This is a genomic window from Chryseobacterium sp. FR048 (assembly GCF_056844665.1).
The window spans coordinates 189,279-210,472 of record NZ_JBXDSE010000001.1; the positions used below are offsets into that span (position 1 = coordinate 189,279).

The window sequence follows — 21,194 nt, forward strand, 5'->3', positions numbered from 1 at the left end:
CATTCAAGAGCTTTTCAACTTTATAGCAAGCCTCTTTATTGTTGGCATGAATATCAGTAACTTCAAATTCACCTATCCTTATGTCTATTGATAAGCCAATCGAATGAAACATTATGCTGTGCTTGTTCACCAAGGACCGTTGCAACAATATCTGTGATCATTTTTTGTCTGTCTCCTAATGGCATAAACTTTTAATTATTATTGATTCATTACATATTAATTTTCCTTAAGAAATTTAAGTCTCTCTCCTATCCTTAGTCCTGCCAAAGGATTCTCACAATGTAATATCTCTTTTATGATTGGTTTAATATATTCCTGTCCTGCCAAAACAATGAATTCATCATTTTGCAAATCTGTTTCATTGGAGAGTTGTTCAATGATTTTCTTACCCCATTCTAATTTTTCTTTGGAGCTTAATATGATTTGCCCTGGTTTTCTTTTAGCTTTGGAAACATTACTTAAGGTTACATCATAAGGTTCAATTTCTTTGTCAATATCAAGCAAATAATGAAGTCCTGAAAGGATAAATATTTTGTCAGGGTTCTGTTTCGTGGCATATTCCCAACTCAACTTAAATAATGGACTGCTGTATAAATACTTTGCCTTGGCTTTTACACTTCCTTGCTGAGAAGCACAACTGATTAATATTATTTTCATGGTCAGATATTATTGTGATTATTCCTCTGTTATTGTCCTCAAAGTAAACTTAGCCAATTCTGCATTAGCCCTCGTAACATCTGAGGAAAAAATAAGGTTTTCCAATATTTGTTTCGCTTCTTCTTTTTTTTCTTCATTCAATATCAAAGCTTTATTGATCAACAAAATACCTTTCGTTTCAGCATCAGGATTTTTTGCAAGTCCTTTCTCAATAGCATCAAGTCTGGCGGCCTTATCATCCAGCAGATTAGACAATTCTTTCCATCCCGGAGCAAAGTCTGGGACTTTTTGGGTTATCATTTTAGCAATTTCAAGTTTTTTATTCTTATCTGTCTCCCATTCAATCTGCATATAGGCAGTATATAATCCTTTAGGAAATTTACCTTCTTTTTCTCCTTCCAATGAATATAAGGCAGTCTTCGCCGTAAAGAACCCCTTAGGTTCCAGTTCATCCGTTTTTTTATAGAACTTCAAGGCATTATCAAAATCTCCTTTCAATAAGTAAGTAAAAGCTAAATCATAAAAGGGATATGCCCAATTCGGCTGAATCTTTGTGACTTCCTCAAGTTTTGCAATGGACAGCTCATATTTGCCAGATTGTCCCAATTGTCTTGCTTCTTGATGTAGTTCTTGTGCTCTAGGATCAATATTTTGATTCTCCATAATTTCATAGTTTAATTTGCCTGTAGTATTTTTCTTTTAAATGGTTATGTTTTATTTGCTACCCAATTTACAAATTTCATCAATTCAATTTATACATTTGCAGCATGAAAAATCCCGCAAGAAAACTTGCGGGATTGTAAATATTTGTTTTCCGAAATTACATCGTCTCCATTTTGAAACTCATGCTTTCGATTACTTTTAAGATGGCTTCTACTGTATCCATTGAAGTTAAACAAGGAACACCGTTTTCCACACTCATTCTTCTGATCTGGAATCCGTCTCTTTCAGCCTGTTTACCTTTTGTAGTGGTATTAACAACATACTGAACTTTTCCTTTCTGGATCAGGTCGATCAGATTTACGTTTTCTTCTCCGATTTTGTATCCTATTTTGCAAGGGATTCCTTTTTCTTCGAAGAATTTCGCAGTTCCTTCGGTAGCCCAGATTCTGAATCCTACTTCATGGAATCTTGATGCCAATGCTGCCGCTTCTTCTTTATGCTTATCAGCTACTGTGAATAAGATTGAACCATGCATTGGGACTTTTCTTCCTGCTGCAACAAGACCTTTGTAAAGTGCTTTTTCAAGGGTAGTATCTTTCCCCATTACCTCTCCTGTAGACTTCATTTCTGGGCCCAGGGAGATGTCAACTTTTGTCAGTTTTGAGAAAGAGAATACCGGTACTTTTACAAAGACCCCTTCTTTGTTTGGAACCAATCCGTTTTCGTATCCTAAATCTTTCAGTTTTTGGCCAAGGATCGCTTTTGTAGCAAGGTTTGCCATTGGCACCTCTGTAATTTTGGATAAGAAAGGAACTGTTCTTGATGAACGTGGGTTTACTTCGATTACATATACATTTCCTTCGAAAAGAACGTACTGGATATTCATCAATCCGATTACATTAAGTCCTTTTGCCAGTCTCTTCGTATAGTCTACCAAAGTATCAATTTCGCTTTGAGAAATATTCTGTGGCGGATATACTGCAATAGAGTCTCCGGAGTGAACTCCTGCTCTTTCGATATGTTCCATAATTCCAGGAATAACCACTGTTTCACCGTCACAGATCGCATCTACTTCGATTTCTTTCCCTACCATGTATTTGTCAACCAAAACAGGGTGCTCAGGGCTTGCGTCTACCGCATGCTCCATGTAGTGTGCCAATTCTGCTTCTGCATATACAATTTCCATTGCTCTACCTCCAAGAACGTAACTTGGACGTACCAATACCGGATAACCGATTTCGTTAGCAATTTTTATAGCTTCTTCTTTTGAAGTGGAAGTTCTTCCTTTTGGCTGAGGTATTCCAAGTTCCTGAAGGGCTTTTTCGAATTTATCTCTGTTTTCTGCTCTGTCAAGATCTTCCAGAGAAGTTCCTAAGATCTGTACTCCGTGAGAGGCTAATTTATCTGCAAGGTTGATGGCAGTCTGCCCTCCGAACTGTACCACTACTCCTTTCGGCTTTTCAAGCTCGATGATGTTCATTACATCTTCTTCTGTAAGCGGCTCGAAGTATAGTTTGTCAGAGATAGAGAAGTCTGTAGATACTGTTTCCGGGTTGTTGTTGATGATAATCGCTTCGTAACCCATTTCTTTGATCGCCCATACTGAGTGAACGGTTGCGTAATCAAACTCTACTCCCTGTCCGATTCTGATAGGTCCTGAACCTAATACGATGATTTTTTCTTTGTCTGAAACCACACTTTCGTTTTCTTCTTCGTAAGTTCCGTAGAAGTAAGGGGTTTCACTCTCAAATTCAGCGGCACAAGTGTCTACCATTTTGTACACCGGCATGATTCCGTTTTCTTTTCTGAAGTTGAACACTTCACGCTCTTTTACATCCCAAAGAACGGCGATATTGATGTCTGCGAAACCTAATCTCTTAGCTTCAATTAATGTTTCTTTATCAAATTTATTTTCAGCGATTACTTTTTCGAAATCAACTAACTTTTTCAGTTTCCAGATAAAGAATTTGTCAATTTTACTCCATTCTACGATTTGCTCCCAATCGTATCCTCTTCTTAAAGCATCTCCAATGATGAACAATCTTTCGTCATCGCAAACTCTGATTCTTCTTTCGATTTCCTCAGCAGTAAGGGCCTCAGCCTGTTTTGTTTTAAGTCCTAAATGCTTGATTCCCGTTTCTAATGAACGGATCGCTTTCTGTAAAGATTCCTCAAGGTTTCTTCCGATCGCCATTACCTCTCCGGTTGCTTTCATCTGAGTAGAAAGTCTTCTGTCTGCTGTTTCGAATTTATCGAATGGGAATCTTGGGAATTTTGTTACCACATAGTCCAGAGCAGGTTCAAAACATGCATATGTCTTTCCTGTCACCGGGTTCATGATTTCATCAAGAGTTAATCCTACTGCAATTTTCGCAGCGATCTTAGCAATCGGGTATCCTGTTGCCTTACTTGCTAAAGCTGATGAACGGGAAACTCTAGGGTTTACCTCGATGATATAGTATTCGAATGAATGCGGGTCTAAAGCTAACTGTACGTTACATCCTCCTTCAATTCCTAAAGCTCTGATGATCTTTAAAGATGCATTTCTCAATAGCTGATACTCTCTGTCTGAAAGGGTCTGAGAAGGTGCTACTACGATAGAATCTCCTGTGTGTACTCCTACCGGATCAATATTTTCCATGTTGCAAACCACAATGGCATTGTCGTTTGCATCACGCATTACTTCGTATTCGATTTCTTTGAAACCTGCAATTGATTTTTCAATAAGACACTGCGTAACCGGGCTGTGCTTTAGTCCCAATTCTGCAATTTCTTTCAATTCAGCTTCTGTAGAGGCAATACCTCCTCCGGTACCTCCCATTGTAAAGGCAGGACGCACAATCACAGGGTATCCGATATTATCTGCAAAAGTAAGGGCTCCTTCTACAGTATTTACGATGTCTGATTCAGGAACAGGTTCGTTCAGCTCTCTCATCAGCTCGCGGAAAAGGTCTCTGTCTTCTGCTCTGTTGATGGCAGAAAGTTTAGTTCCCAATACTTCCACTTTGCACTCTTCAAGGATTCCTGATTTTTCCAATTCTACCGCCATATTCAGACCTGTCTGTCCTCCAAGTGTTGGTAGCAATGCATCGGGACGTTCTTTTCTGATGATGTGGCTTACAAACTGTAATGAAATCGGCTCGATATATACTTTATCAGCGATTTCCACATCGGTCATGATCGTAGCAGGGTTTGAGTTGATCAAAATTACCTTGTAGCCTTCTTCTTTCAAAGACAGACAAGCCTGCGTTCCTGCGTAGTCGAATTCAGCTGCCTGACCAATGATGATAGGTCCTGAACCGATTACTAAAATTGTTTTTATATCTGTACGTTTTGCCATTTTTCTTTTTTTATTAGAGTCAAGAATCTAGAATCAAGAGCCAAGATTTCCAGACTTTATTTTAAATTATTTTTGAATGAGTAAATCATTCTTTGAATTTCAGAAACTTCGTTTAATAAAGTACTTACTTTTTCTTCTCGTAAAAGATTTAGCTCTTTAACCAAAATCAGTTGAGTTTGTAATTCAAACGCAGAACCTAAAGCAATAGCAAGAAAGTGATTAAATTCTTTACTGCTATTTCTCCCAGAACCTTCAGCAATATTAGACGGAATAGAAACAGCGCATCTCTTAATCTGTGAAATTATACCATACTTTTCATCGCTACTGATTTCCTGACAAATAATGTATATATTTTTTGCCAACGCAATAGATTTTTGCCAGAAAAGTAATTTTTCAAAGTTGTGCATCTGTTCTTTTTCTCTTAAGTCTTGAATCTTGGCTCTTGGTTCTTGCTTCTTAAATTTTAAATCTTACTTCTTAAAGTCCTCCATCATTTGAATGAACTCATCAAACAGGTAGTTTGCATCTTCCGGGCCTGGGCTTGCTTCAGGGTGATACTGAACGGAGAAACAAGGGTGAATTTTGTGTTTCAATCCTTCGTTTGTTCTGTCATTTAGTGCGATGTGTGTTTCGATAAGGTCTGTTCCTTTTAAACTTTCCTGATCTACTGCATACCCATGGTTTTGGGAAGTGATCGCTACTGTATTTTTCTCCAGATCCAATACCGGGTGGTTTCCACCTCTGTGTCCGAATTTCAGTTTGAACGTTTTTGCTCCGCAAGCAAGACCGATCAACTGGTGTCCTAAACAGATTCCAAAAATTGGAACTTTTCCTAACAACCCACGGATCATATCCAATGCATGTGGTACATCTTCCGGGTCACCAGGTCCGTTGGAGAGCATGATTCCGTCAGGGTTCATCAACAGGATGTCTTCAGCTGTCGTATCCTGAGAAACTACGATGATGTCACAGTTTCTTTGAGATAGTTCTCTGATGATCCCCAGTTTTGCCCCGAAATCTACCAATACTACTTTGAAACCTCTGTTCGGGTTTGCATAAGGTGTTTTTGTAGATACTTCTTCTACCTGGTTGGTTGGGAAGTTAGTCGTTTTTAATTCTGCAGCTACTGCAGCGTCATCCGCATCTGCATTTACGATTTTCCCTTTCACAACTCCGGAGTTACGAAGAATTCTTGTCAGTCTTCTTGTATCGATTCCTGAAATTCCTGAAAGGCTTTTCTTTTTAAATAGTTCATCTAAAGTAATCTGAGTACGGAAATTGGAAGGCAGGTCGCAAAGTTCTTTTACGATAAGCCCTTTGATTGCCGGCTCGATACTTTCATAATCATCACGGTTAATACCATAATTCCCGATAAGCGGATAGGTCATACAAACTATCTGACCACAATAGGATGGGTCAGAGATCAATTCCTGATACCCTGTCATTCCGGTATTGAAAACTACTTCCCCTGCAGTTTCCAATTCTGCTCCGAAACCTTCTCCATGAAACACTTCACCGGACTCCAGTATTAATTTTTTCTTCATTTTTAAAAATTAGATATTAGATTTTAGAAGTTAGAGGTCAGACCTCCTTATTCTATATTATTTTTCTTTATTCTTTGTTCTTTATTCTATCAGTCTACTTAAAAGTAAACCCTTTTTCTTCCAACGCTTCTTTCAGAATGGCCATTCTGGCGAAGACTCCGTTTTCCATTTGTTTAAAGACTCTTGATCTTTCGCATTCCACAAGGTCTGAATCGATCTCTACTCCTCTGTTGATGGGTGCCGGGTGCATGATGATTGCTTCTTTTTTCATGGCCTGCTCTCTTTCTTTGGTCAGTCCGTATCTTTTATGATATTCCGAAGCTGTGAAGCTCATTGCAGCGTCATGTCTTTCATGTTGGATTCTCAGCAGCATCAGAACATCTACTTCAGCGATCAGTTCATCTACTGAAAGGTAGGTTCCGTTAATCAAAGCTCCTTCATCAAACCATTGTTCGGGTCCTGAGAAGTATACTTTAGCTCCCAATCTTCTTAATGCTTCTGCATTTGAATTGGCTACACGGCTGTGTTTCACATCTCCTACGATTCCTACTTTCAATCCTTCAAATTTTCCAAACTCCTGGTAGATCGTCATCAGGTCCAGCATACACTGTGATGGGTGGTTCCCGGTTCCGTCTCCGCCATTGATTACAGGAATTTTTATATTTTTCAGTTCTTCGAAGTATCTGTCTTTCTTGTCACGGATCACTACAAGGTTTACTCCTATACTTTCGATGGTTTTTACGGTATCATAAAGACTCTCTCCTTTGTTTACCGAACTGTGTGATGCATCAAAAGGAACGACCTGAAGTCCTAATTTTCTTTCTGCAAGATCAAAGCTTGTTTTTGTTCTTGTGCTGTCTTCGAAGAAAAGGTTTGAGCAAAAAACTTCTCCTTCAATTTTGGCAGTTTTACCGTTTGCAAAAGCCAGTGCTTCTGTCAGTATACTGTTGATTCTCTCGGTGCTTAGTTCTGTAATCGTAAACATAATTCTTATTTTTGGGCATAAAAAAAGCGAAGACAACTATCTTCGCTTAATAACAATAAATATCGTAAAGGGCGCTTTCGCCCGGTAAATCTAATGATATAAATGCTTTTTTATTCATTAGGTGCAAAGATACAACAATTTTATGAACCTACAAAAATTAAGTTTAAAATAAATTAAAAACCTTAGTATTTCCTTATTCTCATTTAAAATTAATATTTTTGTTAAAACTCAACTTTATTCTATGGATTTAAAAGACAAAATGATTCTCAGTATTATTCAGGAAGACTCCACTTTATCTGTAAAGGAAATTTCAGAAAAGATCGGTCTTACCTTTACTCCTACGTATGAGCGAATCAAACAATTGGAGAAACAGGGGATCATTCAAAAGTACGTAGGCCTTCTGGACCGTGAAAAATTGGGTTTGAATATTGTAGTCTACTGTAATGTACGTCTGAAAGAACAATCCAAGAAAGTATTGGAAACCTTTGAGAAACACATCGGAAAATATGATGAAGTACAGGAAATCATCAGTCTTTCCGGGGAGTATGACTATATGCTGAAGATCATTGCGAAAGACATCAATTCTTATAACGAATTTGCAGTCAATGTTATTTCAAATATCCCTAATATTGGACAGTACCACAGCTCTATCGTTCTTCATGAGGTAAAAAAATCAACCAAATTCAAAATTGATCTGGAATAATCTTTTGATTTTTTGCTCTCTTTTATTCTGTTGGAAAATGCTAAGATGCGAAAGAAATTTATAACCTTTATACTATAAGGCACAAATATTTTCTCTCCTATACAATTTCAGGCTGCATTTTTGTCTCAATTTTAAACTATATCCCAATAGTTTTAAAACAATCATCAAATTCAAAGAGCAGAGTAAAATCTAACCATTAAGATCACTTAAGCAATCAAGATTTATTAAGATTAAGGATTCACAAACGAATATGTAAGGCAGTATTAAAAGTATTTTTAAAACTTTACAGATTCAGCTTAAGTGGGTCTAAGCTCTTAATGGTTCAGATTCTAACCCAATAATTTATTTTTCAGTTTATTGAACTGGTATTCTATTTTATCCAGGCAAAGGTTACCGATACTTCCCTGATGGGTATGGTCAAGATCTCCTATTTCAAAATCGAATTCATTGTTTTCTATCTCCTGTCCTACTTTCACATAAGCATCACGGAAGGAGCTTCCACTTTTTACTTCTTCATTGATCTTCTCTACGCTGAACAGGTATTTGTACTTTTCATCTTCCAGAATTCCGTCTTTCACCTGAATATTCGGTAAAGTATAGCTTAAGATCTCCAAACATTCTTTTAGTGAATCAATCGCCGGGAAAAGGATTTCTTTGGTCAGCTGTACATCTCTGTGGTATCCTGACGGAAGGTTATTCGTCAGCAGGATCAGCTCATTCGGTAAGGACTGAATTCTGTTGCATCGTGCCCGAACCAATTCGAAAATATCCGGATTCTTTTTATGAGGCATTATGCTGCTTCCTGTTGTAAATTCCTTTGGAAAGCTGATGAAATCAAAATTCTGATTCAGGTACAGACACACGTCATAAGCGAATTTCCCAAGCGTTCCCGCCAATGTTGCCATAGACATCGCCAATAGTTTTTCCGATTTACCACGGGTCATCTGGGCATACACAGAGTTATAGTTCATCGACTGGAATCCCAGGTTATAGGTTGTGCTCTCACGATTGATCGGGAAAGATGAACCATAGCCTGCTGCTGATCCCAACGGATTTTTATTGATGATATTTTTTACTGAGAACAACATCTCCACATCATCCAAAAGGGCTTCCGCATATGCTCCGAACCACAATCCGAAAGAGGAAGGCATAGCAATCTGCAAATGGGTATATCCCGGGAGCAGAATATTTTTATGCTGATCCGCCAGCTGGATCAGAATCTGGAAAAACTCATCGGTCAATGCTGTGATCTCACGAATTTCATCAAGAAGATAGAGTTTAATGTCCAGTAAAACCTGATCATTTCTCGAGCGTGCTGTATGAATTTTCTTTCCGGTATCTCCCAGTTCTGCAATTAAGATCGCTTCTATCTGAGAATGGATATCCTCAGCCTCTTTATCAATTTCAAAACTACCATCTTCAATTGTATTTAAAATAGTGTTCAAAACAGATACCATCTGCTCTGATTCTTCCTGGGAAATAATCCCGGTTTCGGCTAACATTTTGCAATGTGCCATCGATCCTTTGACATCATATTTTGCCAAACGTTCATCAAAGTCAAGGTCTTTTCCTACTGTAAAATTATTGACTAATATATTGGTGGCAAGGTCATCCTTCTGCCATATTTTTTTCATATGTAATGAGTTGTTTTTCTGAGGTCATATATCATCACACTTCCTTCTGTTTGTTGATTGGAAGTTCGTTCAAATGATTTCAAATGATCCCGATTTAAAATATTGATTAGTTTCGACATGCCCAGCCCGGCGTTCCTTATTAATTATTAACTATAAAAAAACATTTCCTTATTTAAAAGCCCGTTTTTAATCTTTCTTCTTGCATAAATCCTTATTAAAAACTTAAACTTTACCGCCTGCTGAGCAACGTCAAAACATATATTAAGCTGGAAAAGTCTGAAGCTAGAGGCTGGAAGTTAATCACAAACCGCAATAACTTCCCTTCTTCCTACTTCCCTCTTCTATCTTTTATAACACTTTTTCTAAAACTCTGATGTAGATTTCTATTCCTTCTTCTATTTCCTGGATATAGATAAATTCATCTGCTGTATGAGAGCGCCTACTGTCTCCAGGCCCCATTTTCACCGATGTACACGGAATGATTGCCTGGTCTGATGAGGTGGGTGAGCCGTAAGTTGTCCTGCCTATTTCCAATCCTGCTTTTACAAACGGATGATCCATTTCAATTTTGGAAGAATTCAGCCTGAAAGACCTTGCGGTAAGGGTAGATTTCATCTGCGACTGGATCACTTCAAAGACTTCTTTATTGGAATATTCATCCGTCACCCTCACATCCAATGTAAAGTTGCATGACTCAGGCACTACATTATGCTGAACACCTGCATGAATACCTGATAGGGTAACTTTTACTTCTCCCAGATATTCTGAAACTTTTGGAAATTTAAAGTTTAAAATATTCTGCAGATCCTGCATACATTTTACAATCGAATTATCCTCATTGAGATGAGCAGCATGAGAAGGAGTTCCCTTCATTTCCCCGTCTATCACAAGCAATCCTTTTTCTGCAATCGCCAGATTCATCTGCGTGGGTTCTCCTACAATGGCGAGTTCAATATTGGGAAGCTGTGGGAACAGGGCCTCAATTCCGTCAAAACCTGAAATCTCCTCCTCTGCCGTCAAAGCAATCACTAAATTATATTTTAAATCTTCTTTCTCATAAAAGTGTAAAAAAACCTGCGCCATAGCAACCAAAGATGCGCCGGCATCATTACTCCCAAGCCCATACAGTTTTCCATCTTTTTCAATGGGCACAAACGGATCCAGCGTATATGCTTTATTGGGTTTCACCGTATCGTGGTGGGTATTCAGCAAAACTGACGGTTTAAACACATCAAAGTTTTTGTTGACTGCCCAGATATTGTTTTTAAAACGCTTGGTTGGGATCTGGTATTTTTTGAAAAAGTTTTCAATCTCCACCGACGTGTTGAATTCATCTTTACTGAATGAAGGAATTTCAATCAGGTTTTTAAGCAATTCAACCGCATTTTTCAACAATTCTTCTTTATTATAAACAGATTTCAGTTCCTGCATGATGATTCTCTATATGGTTTTTCAGTTGGGTTTCTTTGATCAGAAACACTTTATCGACATTATTTTTTACTGCTCCAAGAGCATTTTCAAGTTTGGGTAAAATCCCTTTATGAAGTTTTCCTTCTTCTTTTAATACCGTAAATTCTTCTTCGGTAACGCTTTTAATCACGGATTCAGGGTCGTCCACATCTCCCAAGACTCCTTCTTTATCGAAACAATACAAAAGCTCAACTTCGTATTTTTCTGATAATGCCTGAGCAATCACAGAAGCAATAGTGTCTGCATTGGTATTGAAAAGGTTTCCTTTTTTATCGTGAGTGATGGCAGAAAATACCGGAACCAGATCAAGTTTAATGAGTTTAGAAACCAACTTTCTGTTGACACTTTTCTTAGTAATATCACCTACAAATCCGAAATCAATCTCGGGATGCTCTCTCTTCTTTGCCTTGATTAAATTTCCGTCTGCACCGGAAAACCCTATAGCATTACACTTTTTCTGCTGCAGCTTTTCAACTATATTTTTATTGATTCCTCCGGCGTATACCATCGTTACAATATCCAATGTCTCTTTATCCGTAATCCGCCTTCCGTTGATCATTTTTTGTTCTATACCCAGTTTATCAGCTAATGTTGTAGCTAACTTACCTCCGCCATGAACAAGAATTTTCCTTTCTTTTATTTCGGAAAACTGATCTAAAAACTGATCCAGCAATCGTTCATCATCAATGAGCGCTCCGCCTATTTTTATGATGTATATTTTCTGTTTCATTTTTCTTTTGTTTTTGATTAAGACCATTGGAATAGATTCCAATTTCGGATTAAATCGTCCCTTTGAGACTCTTTGGATATTATTTTATGTTGTCTAAAATTTCACTGAATACGGCCTGTGCTGAGAAAATACGGTTCTTCGCCTGCTGATAGATGATAGAATTTCCGCCATCCATTACCTCGTCACTCAATTCTACATTACGGCGAACCGGAAGACAGTGCATCACTTTTCCATTGTTGGTATTAGCCAGCTTTTCGTTGGTCAGCATCCAATTGCCTTCTACTTCAGGCATTGCAGCATAGTCATCAAACGAAGACCAGTTTTTCACATAGATAAAGTCTGCATCTTTCAGAGCTTCATCCTGATCATGGATTACTTTTGTATCTTTTGTAAAAGCCGGATCTAAATCATAACCTTCAGGATTAGTAATTACAAAGTCTACATCCATTTCCTGCATCCATTCTGCAAAGGAATTTCCAACAGCCTGTGCAATCGGCTTGATATGAGGAGCCCAGGTTAATACTACTTTCGGCTTTTGTTCTTTGCTCCAGTTCTCCGTAATCGTGATACAGTCTGCCAGGCTTTGCAGCGGGTGGCGTGTTGCCGACTCCAGTGAAACAACAGGAACTTTTGCATGTTGCTCAAACTGGCTCAGAATGCTTTCATTAACATCATCTTCTTTGCTTTTCATCCCTGCAAAACAACGTACTGCGATGATGTCACAATATTGATTCAGAACTTCAATTGCATCTTTGATATGCTCTACGGTATCTCCGTTCATTACAGCTCCGTCTGCAAATTCAAGATTCCAGGCTTCCTGTGCTGCATTTAATGTCAATACATTCAAACCTAAGTTTTGTGCTGCAATCTGGCTGCTCAAACGGGTTCTTAAGCTTGAATTTAAAAATACCAAACCTATTGTTTTCCCTTTTCCTTTTTCTGTTTCCGAAAGCGGATCTGCTTTTATGTCTAAAGCTTTTTTTATGATTTCCTGTAAGTTTTCTACATCACTTACAGAGGTGAATTTTTTCATTTTGAATTGATTTTAAAGATTTTGTTTACCTGTTTTTTGAGAATTTTAGCGCAAGGATGCAAAGTTTTTCATTGGTAACATTTTTTTCGTTCGCAAAGGCGTTTCACTCGGCAATTGAAAGCTACTTTATCATTTTAAGATTTTTCATTTCACTTCGTTACATTCAAAATAACAAACACTGTGTTAAGCCTTTTACCCTTTTTGCTATTTCGCCCTTTCAGCTTCCTTTGCTTCCTCAGCCCTTAAATTTTCCCAAGTACTGCTTTCAAAGCATTGATGAAAAGATCAGTCTCCTCTTTTTTGATATTAAGCGCCGGAAGAATCCTTAAAACACTTTTATCATTAGAGTTTCCTGTGAAAATATGATGATCGAACAGCAAGCTTTTCCTTACTTCTGAACAGTCTCTATCGAGTTCTATTCCGATCATCAAGCCTTTCCTTCGGATGGACTTAATATGTGGTAAATCTTTAATTTCATTTTCAATATACACTCCCATTTCCTGAGCGTTTTGGATGAGATTTTCATCTTTCATTACATCCAGAACAGCAATTGATGCTACACAAGCCAAATGATTTCCACCAAATGTTGTCCCTAGCAGACCGTTGCTTGCTTCAAATTTAGGATGGATCAATACGCCTCCAACCGGGAATCCATTGCCCATTCCTTTGGCCGTTGTAATAATGTCCGGCTCGATTCCAAATTCCTGGTGCGCAAAGAAATATCCGCTTCTTCCGTATCCCGACTGTACTTCATCCAGAATCAGAACTGTATTATATTTATCACACAATTCTTTAATTTTAGATAAAAACTCTGTTGTTGGGATCATAATTCCTCCCACTCCCTGGATTCCTTCGATGATTACTGAAGAAATTTCATTTCCGTGTGCTTCAAAAGTTTCTTCAAGCTGCTTTACATCATTCCATTCTGATTTGATAAATCTTTCTGAGAAGTTTACAGGAGCTACAATCTTTGGATTATCCGTCACTGAAACTGCTGCAGAAGTTCTTCCATGAAATGAACCTGAGAAATAAAGCACTTTGCTTTTTCCATTGTGGAAAGAAGCTAATTTTAATGCATTTTCATTGGCTTCTGCTCCTGAATTGCACAGGAAAAGGTTATAATCTTCATATCCTGAAAGCTTCCCGAGTTTGTCAGCCAGTTCTACCTGCAATTCATTCTGAACTGAGTTAGAATAGAAAGAAATCTTTTCTAATTGCTCTTTCAGTTTATTTTGATAATGTGGATGATTATGTCCGATAGAAATCACTGCGTGACCTCCGTAAAAATCAAGATATTGTTCTCCTTTGTCATCCCAAAGAAATGAACCTTGAGCTTTAACCGGATTTATGTTGAATAATGGATATACGTTGAATAAATTCATTTTTGTTGATAGTTGTTAGTTTGATGGTTGATGGTTAAAAGCTTGCAGGTCTATAGTTATTCTTCACACTGCTGCAACCTCTTATCTAAAACCTTCTACCTTATTAATAATTTAGAATGCTATTGGCTTCAGGTTTAATCCTGCATTTTCTTCCCAACCCATGGCTATGTTCATATTCTGCACAGCCTGTCCTGAAGCTCCTTTCAACAAATTGTCAATCGCTGAGTGAATCACCGCTACATTTCCACTTTTCGCAATCTGAATCACACAACGATTCGTATTGACAACCTGTTTCAAATCAACTGCCTTCCTACTTACCGTTACAAAAGGCTCCCCTGCATAAAAATCCTGATATAATTGCTCAATTTCCTCCAGTTCCAAATCTGTTTTCACGGTAGAACTTGTAAAAATCCCTCTCGCAAAATCTCCTCTCCATGGAACAAAATTCAGGGTTACTTCTTTATTATTAAATGCTGTCAGCTGCTGCAAAATCTCATCTACATGCTGGTGTGTCAAAGTTTTGTAAGCTGATATATTATCATTTCTCCATGTAAAATGGGTTGTTGCCTGCAAAGACTGCCCCGCTCCCGTTGAGCCTGTAATTCCTGTTGTAAAAACCTCAGCCAGCAAGCCTTTTTCAGCCAATGGCAACAATCCTAATTGAATGGCCGTTGCAAAGCATCCGGGGTTGGCAATACTTTTGGAACCGATCAGTTGTTTTTTATTGATTTCAGGCAATCCGTAGATAAATTCTCTGTTTCCAAAATTTCCTTCCAAACGAAAATCATTTCCAAGATCAACTACCAGGGTTTCATCTGCCACAGGATTCTGAGTTAACCAATTTTGACTTTCCTTATGCGGAAGACAAAGAAACAGAATATCTACCGCCTCAGGTTTATCTGTCAAAACCTGTTCACAAACCGTCGTTAAATCCGGGTACAGATCCGAAATTCTTGTTCCCGAATTCGAACGACTATATAAAAAACTCAATGTCACATGGGGATGGAAAGCCAGCAGACGTATCAACTCACTTCCTGTATAGCCGTTTGCTCCGACTATTCCTACTGTTTTTTTCATATTTTTATAGATAGGACGTTGTCCTGTCTTGGGTTAAATCGTTCCTTCGGAACTAGTTGATATTTTGGTTGATCTGGTGGTATATATTCAAAGAATTGCTTACAATTTTCGTATATCCTTTTACATCTTCTCCGGTCCATGCTCTGTTAGCTTCTCCATAGCTTCCGAATTGATCAGACATCAGGTCATGATCAGATTCTATCCCGTTCAAAACAAATCGGTAAGGATGAAGTGTTATAAATACTTTCCCACTCACTGTTTTTTGAGAATCTGTCAGGAAAGACTCTATATTTCTCATTACAGGATCCAGAAATAATGCCTCATGAAGCCAGTTTCCGTACCAGTCGGACAATTGAGACTTCATCATTTGCTGGTATTTTGAAAGGGTATGCTTCTCCAATAAATGGTGTGCTTTAATGATCACCGAAGCTGCCGCTGCTTCAAACCCTACTCTTCCTTTAATTCCTACAATAGTATCTCCTACATGAATATCACGCCCAATTCCATACACTGAAGCCAGTTTTTCTATTTTCTGAATAGCATATACTGAGTGTTCAAAATTCTCTCCGTTAACTGAAACAACCTCTCCGTTTTTAAATCCGATTTCCAGTTCTGAAGGCTGAGTTTCCTGAACCTGTGATGGAAATGCTTCTTCAGGCAGATAATTTCTTGACGTTAATGTCTCCTTACCGCCTACAGAAGTTCCCCACAACCCTTTATTGACTGAATATTGTGCTTTATGAAATTCCATTTCATACCCATGACTTTTCAAAAATTCTATTTCTTCTTCACGGGACAGCGCCATATCACGAATAGGCGTAATGATCTCAACACTCGGGCACATTACCTGGAAGATCAAATCGAAACGAACCTGATCGTTTCCGGCACCTGTACTTCCGTGTGCGATAGCATCTGCATTGACTTCGATTGCATATTTTGCAATTTCCTGAGCCTGAATCGTACGTTCAGCACTTACAGAAAGAGGATAGGTATTATTTTTCAGTACATTCCCGAAAATCAGATATTTCACACATGAATTGTAGTAATCTTCCTGAGCGTCTACGCACCTGTATTCTTTCACTCCTAAATTCAAGGCTTTTCTTTCCAATTCTTTTTCTTCTTCTTTGGAAAAACCGCCTGTATTTACAGTGACCGCATACACATCATACCCCAGTGTCTCACTAAGATATTTAGCACAGTAGGAAGTATCCAGACCTCCACTAAACGCTAAGATGACTTTCTTTTTCATCTGGATTTTTTTTATTTTCATTAATAATTGCATGAAATTCACCAATAGACTCCTGTATAGAATCTCCAGAAGCAGACTGGTTTATTTCATGATTCTGATTTTCAGGCTGATTGTTTACAACCTCATTCTTTTTTATATCTTCCGGAACAAATAACATAGCTGTACACAAACAGTTTTTACGTTCCTTTTTCATTAAGATCTCATAGTTCACACAGTTCTTACACCCATTCCAAAACTCTTCATCCTGCGTAAGTTCAGAATAGATCACCGGCTTATACCCTAAATCGCTATTGATTTTCATTACCGCAAGACCTGTTGTCAATCCAAAAACCTTTGCTTCCGGATATTTTTCTCTAGATAACTGGAAAACTTTATGCTTGATCTGAGTGGCGACTCCCCCGTTCCTGAATTTCGGAGACACAATGAGTCCCGAATTGGCTACAAACTTCCCATGTGACCAGGTCTCTATATAACAGAAACCTACCCACTCACCATTTTCAGTAGCAACCACAGCATTGCCCTCTGAAATTTTCTTACTCAAATATTCTATAGAACGTTTTGCGATCCCCGTTCCTCTACGCTGTGCAGAATCATACATTTCCTGCTGTATTTCACTCACATACATTAGATGTTCGCATGAGGAAATTTCTATTTCCATTTATTTATCTAAATTTTTTGGCAAATTTAAAATATAATTTCTTTTAAAACCAAATAAAAAAGATATTTTTTTTGTTTTAAAAATTTACACAGGTAAAATTATCTTTATTCGAAAATGTATATTTGCTAATTTATTATATATTTGCTAAAAAACTATAGTTATGGAAAATAGCTGCCCTAAATGCAACAGTAACAAAGTCGTTAAAAGTGGGATTATCAACAACAAACAACGCTTCCACTGCAAGGACTGCAATTATTATTTCACAGTCAAAAAACTGGGAAAACAGATTGATGATTACTATGTAACAAAAGCGCTTCAGCTCTACCTTGAAGGACTAAGTTTCCGTGAAATAGAGCGAATCATCGGGGTATCTCATGTCACCATCAGCTCCTGGATCAAAAAATACAACATTACAAGACCTCCCCATTCTGAATTCCATCCTGTTTACAAAATTTTGAAACAAAGTGAATTGATAGAATATATCGCTAGGGAAGAAAATATTAAAAATTCAGGGATTATTATCACTCAATTTGCAGACAAATATATGCTGATCAAATGGGAAAGATTTAAGAAGTAGATGAATAGAAATAAGAAGATAAGAGATGACAGACAGATAGATAATAGACTTTATTTCTTTGTTTTATAGTATTTATAAAATATAACTATAGTATTAGCATTAATATATATTAAATTTTCATAAACAAATTATTAATTACAATTTGGCTTTCACAAAAAACAACGCCAAAAATTGATAATTTATGAAGAAATTACTTACATTCATTGGAGTAGCCTTAATCAGCAGTTCTCTATACTCACAAGGTTCTCCTGATTACGGCAGTGGACTGAAATTAAATCTTAATCCTGAGGGAGATAAATTTATCCGATTTATTTTGTGGGACCAGCTTTGGCTAAGGAACACTTCTATGAATCCCGGAACAATGGTTGGAGGAGAACCCACAGACAATTCCTGGAGCATAGGAAACAGAAGGTTGCGGGCTTTAACTTATGCACAGATTTCTAAAAGATACATGATCCTTCTCCACTTTGGAATCAATAATCAAACATTCATCAATGGCGGAGCTACAGGCACCTCAGGAACGGGCGGCTATGGAAACGGAAAGAAAACCCAGCTGTTCTTTCACGATGCCTGGAACGAATATGCAGTGATTTTACCTGGAGAAGCCGGAAAATTCAGTTTATCTTTAGGGGCAGGGCTTCATTATTATATGGGACTTTCCCGAATGACAATGGCTTCTACTTTAAATTTCCTCACCGTAGATTCCCCGGTATTTTCGTGGCCTCTCATTGACAATTCGGATCAGTTTGCAAGACAGCTCGGAATGTTTGCCAAAGGAAAATACGGAAAACTGGAATATCGTTTCAGTTTAAATAAGCCTTTCGCAACTGATTTAACTCCAGTGAATGTAACAGATGCTTCAAAAGCAGTTGCTGTAGACAACAATGGAAATCCAAGTTTTTCAAAAGCAGGTTATCTTGAGTATCAGTTCCTTGATGAGGAATCGAACACTCTTCCTTTCAAAGTGGGTTCTTATCTGGGAACAAAAAAAGTCTTCAACGTAGGCGCCGGTTTCTACCATCAGGCAGACGGAACAAGAACTTCAGTGAATTCAACGATTGAAAAACACGACATCACCCTTCTTGCTGTAGACGCATTTGCTGATATTCCATTGGGAGAGGCAAAAAATAAAATGGCTGTTTCAGCTTATGCCGGATATTATAACTACAATTTCGGTCCTAACTATGTAAGAAATTTGGGCACGATGAATATTGGAGCCAACGATCCGAATTTTATCGGTAACAAAGCGATCGCAGGTCCCGGAAATTTACAACCAACCATCGGAACAGGTAATATTATCTACGCACAGGCCGGTTTGCTATTACCAAGTCAGGCAGAAAAGCCTAAAATCAGAATACAACCCTTCGCAGCTTACACTCACAAAAGCTTTGAAGCATTCGATAAGTCATCCAATCAATTCGATATTGGAGCTAACTGGTTCATAGATGGGCATCACGCAAAAATCACCACCCAGTATTCAACAAGGCCTGTTTATACAAGTCCTACGGAAAGCCCTTCTTCTAAAGGAGAATTTATTGTACAATTTCAAATCTACTTATAGAATACTGGTTTCCAATATTTTCAAACCAACATCCTATTCCACTAACATCAAAAACTAATCAATATGAGCGAAAATCATCACGAAAGCTATGAAAATATGACCGACAGGCAAAAGAACCGCACCATATGGAGCGTAATCACCGCCTCTTCTCTCGGTACTTTGATAGAATGGTATGACTTCTACATTTTCGGAAGTTTAGCCGTTGTTCTGGCCACCAAATTTTTCCCGGCCGATAATCCTACTGCAGCATTCCTGTCTACGCTGGCTACTTTTGCTGCCGGATTTGTGGTAAGACCTTTTGGAGCTTTATTTTTCGGAAGACTGGGAGACCTTATCGGAAGAAAATACACGTTCCTTGTTACGTTACTGATCATGGGGTTCTCTACTTTCCTGATCGGATGTATCCCAAGCTATGAAACGATCGGATTCATGGCCCCAGTGCTGGTTTTAATTTTAAGATTACTACAGGGATTAGCACTTGGAGGGGAATATGGAGGTGCCGCTACTTATGTTGCCGAATATGCACAACCTCACCGAAGAGGATACTGGACATCCTGGATCCAGACCACAGCTACAGCCGGACTTTTCATTTCACTGATTGTTATTTTAATCACTAAAACAACGCTTTCTGCTGAAGAATTTGATACCTGGGGATGGAGAATTCCTTTCTGGATCTCTATTTTAATGGTAGCCGTTTCTTACATTATCAGAAAGAATATGAAAGAGTCGCCTCTTTTTGCAAAGGCCAAAAGTGAGGGAAAAACATCCAAAAACCCGTTAAAGGAAAGCTTCGGAAATAAATACAATTTCAAATTTGTTCTTCTTGCCTTATTCGGAGCAGCGATGGGACAAGGGGTAATCTGGTACACCGGACAATTCTATGCGATGAGCTTTATGCAGAAAGTTATGAATATTGACTCTACGCAGGTGGATTATTTAATGGCTATCGCTTTGTTTTTAGGAACTCCTTTCTTCGTATTCTTCGGCTGGCTATCTGATAAAATCGGACGAAAAGCTGTGATGATGACCGGAATGTTAATTGCCATTTTAGCTTACAGACCTATTTATGACAGCATGTTCAAAAGTGTTGGTCTGGAAAATAAAACAGTGGCAACAAACGGGATCACAGAGAAAAGAACAGCAAAGATCCACAACGACATTGTTACAGACAGTCTTGTTACCTTCCACAAAGAAACTCTTTTCACGGACGGAACTCTAACCAAAAAAGACAGTATTGTTCACTGGTCCCCTACTGGCCCTGTCATGAAAGACGGAAAAGCTGAAGAACCCAAAGTATCACAATCTGTAACAGTAAGTGATAAAACAAAATGGTATCTGATCTTCCTTGTATTTGTTCAGGTCTTGTTTGTAACTATGGTATACGGACCTATTGCAGCATTCCTTGTAGAAATGTTCCCGGTAAGGATCCGCTATACTTCTATGTCTCTGCCTTATCATATCGGAAACGGGGTATTCGGAGGTCTTCTTCCGGCAGTAGCTACCTATCTGGTGACCACAGGAAAAGAAGCCGGCCATGCTACATGGTATCTTGAAGGACTTTGGTATCCTATTGGAGTAGCCGCAGTCTGTCTGATCATCGGATTGTTTTATCTTAAAAATAAGAACAATAATCTTCATGATTAAGCACTGAATCACTTAAATTTTTATTAATTTTAAAACTACTAAAATGAACGGACTAAAAAAAATATTAGGCATTCTCTGGATCGCAGTTGCTGTGGTCGTAGGATATTTCGGAACTACTGTCATGGGAATCCCCAAGATCACTTCCGGAAAACAGGAAGATCTGGTTTTCGGTATCATCATCCTTTTTGTGCTGATGCCGATTATCTCAGGCGGAATGGCTGTTTTTGGATATTATGCTTTAACCGGAGAATATTCGGATGACAAAATTTAAAAACAATATCGATCAT

Annotated in this window: 19 protein-coding genes; 5 read left to right on the plus strand and 14 right to left on the minus strand. The window is 38.1% G+C overall.

Going from position 1 to position 21,194, the window contains the following annotated elements:
• Nucleotides 1-216: 216 nt before the first annotated feature.
• The 6 genes from AC106K_RS00845 to AC106K_RS00870 all read right to left on the minus strand — a co-directional run bounded on the left by AC106K_RS00845 (nt 217) and on the right by AC106K_RS00870 (nt 7,189).
• The gene (locus AC106K_RS00845) at nt 217-657 is read right to left on the minus strand and encodes a DUF6884 domain-containing protein (RefSeq protein WP_482442900.1); all 441 of its coding nucleotides are present in this window, start codon (nt 655-657) and stop codon (nt 217-219) included.
• Between the two features lie 18 nt (nt 658-675).
• Nucleotides 676-1,320 carry a tetratricopeptide repeat protein gene (locus AC106K_RS00850; protein WP_482442902.1) on the minus strand — a complete coding sequence of 215 codons (645 nt, stop codon included), beginning with the start codon at nt 1,318-1,320 and terminating at the stop codon, nt 676-678.
• Between the two features lie 157 nt (nt 1,321-1,477).
• Nucleotides 1,478-4,660, minus strand: coding sequence for a carbamoyl-phosphate synthase large subunit (gene carB, locus AC106K_RS00855; RefSeq protein WP_482442904.1), 3,183 nt, complete (start codon nt 4,658-4,660; stop codon nt 1,478-1,480).
• A 56-nt stretch (nt 4,661-4,716) separates the two neighbouring features.
• Nucleotides 4,717-5,067 (minus strand): four helix bundle protein, encoded by a 351-nt coding sequence (locus AC106K_RS00860; protein WP_482442905.1) that lies wholly within the window; start codon nt 5,065-5,067, stop codon nt 4,717-4,719.
• Nucleotides 5,068-5,130: 63 nt separating this feature from the next.
• Nucleotides 5,131-6,204 (minus strand): carbamoyl phosphate synthase small subunit, encoded by a 1,074-nt coding sequence (locus tag AC106K_RS00865; protein ID WP_482442906.1) that lies wholly within the window; start codon nt 6,202-6,204, stop codon nt 5,131-5,133.
• A 94-nt stretch (nt 6,205-6,298) separates the two neighbouring features.
• Nucleotides 6,299-7,189, minus strand: a complete 891-nt coding sequence (locus AC106K_RS00870) for an aspartate carbamoyltransferase catalytic subunit (RefSeq protein ID WP_047094923.1) — start codon at nt 7,187-7,189, stop codon at nt 6,299-6,301.
• A 241-nt stretch (nt 7,190-7,430) separates the two neighbouring features.
• Between AC106K_RS00870 and AC106K_RS00875 the strand changes: the two genes are divergently transcribed.
• Entirely contained in the window at nt 7,431-7,892 is a 462-nt protein-coding gene (locus AC106K_RS00875) for an Lrp/AsnC family transcriptional regulator (RefSeq protein ID WP_482442908.1), read from the plus strand.
• 329 nt (nt 7,893-8,221) lie between these two features.
• Here the strand turns inward: AC106K_RS00875 and argH are convergent, their stop codons facing one another.
• The 8 genes from argH to AC106K_RS00915 all read right to left on the minus strand — a co-directional run bounded on the left by argH (nt 8,222) and on the right by AC106K_RS00915 (nt 17,125).
• Complete coding sequence (gene argH, locus AC106K_RS00880; RefSeq protein WP_482442909.1) at nt 8,222-9,526, minus strand: argininosuccinate lyase; 1,305 nt, start codon at nt 9,524-9,526, stop codon at nt 8,222-8,224.
• A gap of 348 nt (nt 9,527-9,874) precedes the next feature.
• Nucleotides 9,875-10,957 (minus strand): M20 family metallo-hydrolase, encoded by a 1,083-nt coding sequence (locus AC106K_RS00885; RefSeq protein ID WP_482442910.1) that lies wholly within the window; start codon nt 10,955-10,957, stop codon nt 9,875-9,877.
• A complete protein-coding gene (gene argB, locus AC106K_RS00890) occupies nt 10,932-11,726 on the minus strand; it encodes an acetylglutamate kinase (protein WP_482442911.1) in 795 nt (264 codons plus the stop codon). Before argB ends, AC106K_RS00885 begins: the two co-directional genes overlap by 26 nt.
• Nucleotides 11,727-11,805: 79 nt before the next feature.
• Entirely contained in the window at nt 11,806-12,759 is a 954-nt protein-coding gene (locus AC106K_RS00895) for an N-acetylornithine carbamoyltransferase (RefSeq protein WP_482442912.1), read from the minus strand.
• Nucleotides 12,760-13,001: 242 nt separating this feature from the next.
• Entirely contained in the window at nt 13,002-14,141 is a 1,140-nt protein-coding gene (locus tag AC106K_RS00900) for an aspartate aminotransferase family protein (RefSeq protein ID WP_482442913.1), read from the minus strand.
• Between the two features lie 111 nt (nt 14,142-14,252).
• A complete protein-coding gene (argC, locus tag AC106K_RS00905) occupies nt 14,253-15,218 on the minus strand; it encodes an N-acetyl-gamma-glutamyl-phosphate reductase (RefSeq protein ID WP_482442915.1) in 966 nt (321 codons plus the stop codon).
• Nucleotides 15,219-15,270: 52 nt separating this feature from the next.
• Nucleotides 15,271-16,467, minus strand: a complete 1,197-nt coding sequence (locus AC106K_RS00910; RefSeq protein WP_482442916.1) for an argininosuccinate synthase — start codon at nt 16,465-16,467, stop codon at nt 15,271-15,273.
• The gene (locus tag AC106K_RS00915; protein ID WP_482442917.1) at nt 16,439-17,125 is read right to left on the minus strand and encodes a GNAT family N-acetyltransferase; all 687 of its coding nucleotides are present in this window, start codon (nt 17,123-17,125) and stop codon (nt 16,439-16,441) included. The genes AC106K_RS00910 and AC106K_RS00915 overlap by 29 nt, the downstream gene beginning before the upstream one ends.
• Before the next feature lie 160 nt (nt 17,126-17,285).
• Between AC106K_RS00915 and AC106K_RS00920 the strand changes: the two genes are divergently transcribed.
• From AC106K_RS00920 to AC106K_RS00935, 4 genes are all read left to right on the plus strand, one after another.
• Nucleotides 17,286-17,702 (plus strand): IS1/IS1595 family N-terminal zinc-binding domain-containing protein, encoded by a 417-nt coding sequence (locus AC106K_RS00920; RefSeq protein ID WP_482442919.1) that lies wholly within the window; start codon nt 17,286-17,288, stop codon nt 17,700-17,702.
• A 181-nt stretch (nt 17,703-17,883) separates the two neighbouring features.
• The gene (locus AC106K_RS00925; RefSeq protein WP_482442921.1) at nt 17,884-19,263 is read left to right on the plus strand and encodes a porin; all 1,380 of its coding nucleotides are present in this window, start codon (nt 17,884-17,886) and stop codon (nt 19,261-19,263) included.
• 63 nt (nt 19,264-19,326) lie between these two features.
• Nucleotides 19,327-20,907 (plus strand): MFS transporter, encoded by a 1,581-nt coding sequence (locus AC106K_RS00930; protein WP_482442923.1) that lies wholly within the window; start codon nt 19,327-19,329, stop codon nt 20,905-20,907.
• A gap of 43 nt (nt 20,908-20,950) precedes the next feature.
• Nucleotides 20,951-21,178: a DUF6814 family protein gene (locus AC106K_RS00935; RefSeq protein ID WP_482442924.1), complete on the plus strand. Its 228-nt coding sequence runs from the start codon at nt 20,951-20,953 to the stop codon at nt 21,176-21,178.
• The last annotated feature ends 16 nt before the right edge of the window (nt 21,179-21,194 follow it).

Coding starts and splice junctions, on each gene's coding strand:
- AC106K_RS00845 (WP_482442900.1), bottom strand. CDS start 657: ATGAAAATAATATTAATCAGTTGTGCTTCTCAGCAAGGAAGTGTAAAA.
- AC106K_RS00850 (WP_482442902.1), bottom strand. CDS start 1,320: ATGGAGAATCAAAATATTGATCCTAGAGCACAAGAACTACATCAAGAA.
- argH (WP_482442909.1), bottom strand. CDS start 9,526: ATGAAAAAAATATGGCAGAAGGATGACCTTGCCACCAATATATTAGTC.
- AC106K_RS00930 (WP_482442923.1), top strand. CDS start 19,327: ATGAGCGAAAATCATCACGAAAGCTATGAAAATATGACCGACAGGCAA.
- AC106K_RS00920 (WP_482442919.1), top strand. CDS start 17,286: ATGGAAAATAGCTGCCCTAAATGCAACAGTAACAAAGTCGTTAAAAGT.
- AC106K_RS00860 (WP_482442905.1), bottom strand. CDS start 5,067: ATGCACAACTTTGAAAAATTACTTTTCTGGCAAAAATCTATTGCGTTG.
- AC106K_RS00915 (WP_482442917.1), bottom strand. CDS start 17,125: ATGGAAATAGAAATTTCCTCATGCGAACATCTAATGTATGTGAGTGAA.
- argC (WP_482442915.1), bottom strand. CDS start 15,218: ATGAAAAAAACAGTAGGAATAGTCGGAGCAAACGGCTATACAGGAAGT.
- argB (WP_482442911.1), bottom strand. CDS start 11,726: ATGAAACAGAAAATATACATCATAAAAATAGGCGGAGCGCTCATTGAT.
- AC106K_RS00900 (WP_482442913.1), bottom strand. CDS start 14,141: ATGAATTTATTCAACGTATATCCATTATTCAACATAAATCCGGTTAAA.
- AC106K_RS00895 (WP_482442912.1), bottom strand. CDS start 12,759: ATGAAAAAATTCACCTCTGTAAGTGATGTAGAAAACTTACAGGAAATC.
- AC106K_RS00910 (WP_482442916.1), bottom strand. CDS start 16,467: ATGAAAAAGAAAGTCATCTTAGCGTTTAGTGGAGGTCTGGATACTTCC.
- AC106K_RS00875 (WP_482442908.1), top strand. CDS start 7,431: ATGGATTTAAAAGACAAAATGATTCTCAGTATTATTCAGGAAGACTCC.
- carB (WP_482442904.1), bottom strand. CDS start 4,660: ATGGCAAAACGTACAGATATAAAAACAATTTTAGTAATCGGTTCAGGA.
- AC106K_RS00925 (WP_482442921.1), top strand. CDS start 17,884: ATGAAGAAATTACTTACATTCATTGGAGTAGCCTTAATCAGCAGTTCT.
- AC106K_RS00885 (WP_482442910.1), bottom strand. CDS start 10,957: ATGCAGGAACTGAAATCTGTTTATAATAAAGAAGAATTGTTGAAAAAT.
- AC106K_RS00935 (WP_482442924.1), top strand. CDS start 20,951: ATGAACGGACTAAAAAAAATATTAGGCATTCTCTGGATCGCAGTTGCT.
- AC106K_RS00865 (WP_482442906.1), bottom strand. CDS start 6,204: ATGAAGAAAAAATTAATACTGGAGTCCGGTGAAGTGTTTCATGGAGAA.
- AC106K_RS00870 (WP_047094923.1), bottom strand. CDS start 7,189: ATGTTTACGATTACAGAACTAAGCACCGAGAGAATCAACAGTATACTG.